General features: G+C 72.7%; 1 protein-coding gene and 1 tRNA gene. Both read left to right on the plus strand.

The window, feature by feature from the left end; all coding sequences use genetic code 11:
• The first annotated feature begins 324 nt into the window (after nucleotides 1-324).
• Nucleotides 325-2583, plus strand: a complete 2259-nt coding sequence (locus tag K6I34_RS33815) for a DEAD/DEAH box helicase (protein WP_229331866.1) — start codon at nucleotides 325-327, stop codon at nucleotides 2581-2583.
• Between the two features lie 131 nt (nucleotides 2584-2714).
• Nucleotides 2715-2790: transfer RNA gene (locus tag K6I34_RS33820), tRNA-Lys, on the plus strand.
• Nucleotides 2791-3512 lie beyond the last annotated feature (722 nt).

A 3512-nucleotide genomic window follows, 5' to 3' on the forward strand; every position in this document is an offset into this window, starting at 1 on the left:
CACCCAGGCGCCCCCGAAGCCTCCGACCAGCCCGGCGACCCAGCCGCAGACCAGCCCGCCGCCCACGTCCTCGCCGCCGCCCGCGCCCCAGCCGGGCCCGCAGGCCGGTCCTGTGGCCTAGGCCATCCGGGTGCGGCTTGCGCTCGGGGGTGTGGGGTGCGTATGGTGGTAGATCGTTTGATCCCATTTGCCCGGCGCCCGAGATACGCGCGCCGTGTGGCGCGTTCCTTACCTTGCCGTGGCTGACCGCATCGAGGCGGTCATTTGTGAAGCCGACACGGAGCTTGGGCGCGTGCCGAAACTCCGGAAGGTTTCGCATTTCGCATGTCCATTTCCTCTGAGCAGACCGTCATGCCCGAGAACGACGAGATCGTCGTGACCGAGGCTGCCGAGACGATCGAGACCGTCGCTGCCGTCGAGACCATCGACGCCGACACCGACGCCGACACCACCGACACCACCGACACCGATGTGACGGCGGAGGCCCCCGAGGCCGCCGAGCCGCAGATCACCTTCGCCGACCTCGGGCTGGACGAGGGCATCGTCCGCAAGCTCGCGCAGAACGGTGTGACGACCCCCTTCCCGATCCAGGCCGCGACCATCCCGGACGCGCTGGCGGGCAAGGACATCCTCGGCCGTGGCCGCACCGGCTCCGGCAAGACGCTCTCCTTCGGTCTGCCGCTGCTGTCGCTCCTGGCCGACGGCCACACCGCGAAGAAGCGCCCCCGCGGTCTGATCCTCACCCCGACCCGTGAGCTGGCGATGCAGGTCGCCGACGCCCTTCAGCCGTACGGCGACGTCCTCGGCCTGAAGATGAAGGTCGTCTGCGGCGGTACGTCCATGGGCAACCAGATCTACGCCCTGGAGCGCGGTGTCGACATCCTCGTCGCCACCCCGGGCCGCCTGCGCGACATCATCAACCGCGGTGCCGCCTCGCTGGAGGACGTCAAGGTCGCCGTCCTCGACGAGGCCGACCAGATGGCCGACATGGGCTTCCTGCCCGAGGTCACCGAGATCCTCGACCAGGTGCCGACCGGCGGTCAGCGCCTGCTGTTCTCCGCCACGCTCGAGAACGAGATCGACACCCTGGTCAAGCGCTACCTGGTGGACCCGGTCACGCACGAGGTCGACCCCTCCGCCGGCGCCGTCACCACGATGACCCACCACGTCCTCGTCGTGAAGCCGAAGGACAAGGCCCCGGTCACCGCCGCCATCGCCGCCCGCAAGGGCCGCACCATCATCTTCGTCCGCACCCAGCTGGGCGCCGACCGCGTGGCCGAGCAGCTGCTCGACGCCGGTGTGCGCGCCGACGCGCTGCACGGCGGCATGACCCAGGGCGCGCGCACCCGCGTCCTGGAGGACTTCAAGGGCGGTCACGTCAACGTCCTCGTCGCCACCGACGTCGCCGCGCGCGGCATCCACGTCGACGGCATCGACCTGGTGCTGAACGTCGACCCGGCCGGTGACCACAAGGACTACCTGCACCGTTCCGGCCGTACGGCCCGCGCGGGCCAGTCCGGCACGGTCGTCTCCCTCGCCCTGCCGCACCAGCGCAAGCAGATCTTCCGCCTGATGGAGGACGCGGGCGTCGACGCCTCGCGCCACATCGTCGGCGGCGCCGGCGCCTTCGACGAGGACGTCGCCCGCATCACGGGCGCCCGCTCGCTCACCGAGGTGCAGGCCGACTCCGCGGCCAACGCCGCCAAGCAGGCCGAGCGCGAGCTCAAGGACCTGAACCGTCAGCTGGAGCGCGTCCAGCGCCGCGCCACCGAGCTCCGCGAGGAGGCCGACCGCCTGCTGGCGCGTGCCGCCCGCGAGCGCGGTGAGGACCCGGAGACCGCCGTCGCCGCCGCTGCCGAGGCCGCCGCCGAGGAGCTCAAGGCCGAGGAGGCCGCCGCGGCCGTTCCGGCCCAGGCCCCGGCCCACGAGCGTCGTGACGAGCGCGGCAACTTCGAGCGTCGCGACGACCGCCGTGACGACCGTGGCGGCTTCCGCCGTGACGACCGTCGCGAGGACCGCGGTGGTTTCCGCCGTGACGACCGCCCCTCGGGTGGCTTCCGCCGCGACGAGCGTCGTGACGAGCGCCCCTCCGGCGGTTTCCGTCGTGACGACCGTCGCGACGAGCGTGGCGGCTTCCGTCGTGACGACCGTCCGTCCGGTGGCTTCCGCCGCGACGAGCGTCGTGACGACCGCCGTGACGACCGCCCGTCGGGTGGTTTCCGTCGTGACGACCGTCGCGAGGACCGCGGTGGTTTCCGCCGTGACGACCGCCCCTCGGGTGGCTTCCGCCGCGATGACCGTCCGTCCTCCGGCTTCCGTCGCGACGACCGCCCCTCCAGTGGTTTCCGTCGCGACGACCGCCCCTCGGGTGGCTTCCGCCGTGACGACCGTCCGTCCTCCGGCTTCCGTTCCGGTGGCGGCGACCGTCCGTTCAACCGCGACCGTCGTGACGACCGTCCCTCGCACGGTGGCTTCCGCTCCGGCGGCGACCGTCCCGCCGGCCGTCGTGACGACCACCGCGGTGGCACCGGCTCCTCCTTCGGCCGCCGCGACGACAAGCCGCGCTGGCGTCGCAACGGCTGATAACCGCAGGTGATTTGGGGTCCGTACGGCGCATTCACGCCGTACGGGCCCCACTGCTTTCCCGCGCGCGACCGATGAGTCGGCCATAACGACTCGGGATAACGCGGTCGGCCGGGCTATGCTGCGGGTGCGGGCCGTTAGCTCAATTGGCAGAGCAGTGGACTTTTAATCCATTGGTTGTGGGTTCGAGTCCCACACGGCCTACCAGTCCCACTGGTATCGAAACCCCCGCCGACCTGGTCGGCGGGGGTTTCGGCGTTCACGGGACGTTCGGGGATGTCCGGGGATGCCCGGGACGTCCAGGGGCGTTCGGGACGTTCGGGGTACTCCGGGAGGCGTCAGGGGGTGCGTACGTCCCGTACGGCGGCGGCCCCCGCGTACGGCCGCGCGGCTGACGCGTCCTCAGACGCGGCCCGCGTCACCGGTCGGCCGGTGAGGGTCACCCGGGCGCTGTTGACGAGCGCGCCCCCGGAGGCGTGCGCGGCGTGCGCCTCCCGAAGCGCCCCACCGGAGGCCGTGCGCCGGTGGCGGCGGACTCCGGCGCGCGACGGGCGGCGGGGCGTCGGCCCTCGCTGTTCGACGCGTCCGCCCAGGCACGGGAACGGGTCGGGGGCCCCGTCCGAACAGCGGGGGGCGGCTGTGGCCGGGCCCCGGGGCGGCCACGGTGGTCATGGCAAAAGCGGAGGCGGTGTCCATGCCGGGGACGCCGGGCGCGTAGGGACGGGTGCGCCCGGTGACGGGTCCGATCGGGTGACCCGACCAGTTCGTCCGAACCCGGCCCCCATGCCGTGTTCGCGCCGCTACGGTAAGTGCGCGGGGAGGGGTGCGGCGTGGCGAGGGCCGGGAGGTCGAGCGACATGGAGAACTCGCGAGCGGACGGGAGCGGGCACCGGGACGCACGCCCGGGGGCGGAGCGCGGGGAGCATGCC

Origin of the sequence: Streptomyces sp. UNOC14_S4 (assembly GCF_020740835.1) — a bacterium.
GTDB lineage: Bacteria > Actinomycetota > Actinomycetes > Streptomycetales > Streptomycetaceae > Streptomyces.

Bases quoted from the DNA above. Each gene is read 5' to 3' on its own strand.
- K6I34_RS33815 (WP_229331866.1), top strand. From the start codon at position 325: ATGTCCATTTCCTCTGAGCAGACCGTCATGCCCGAGAACGACGAGATC.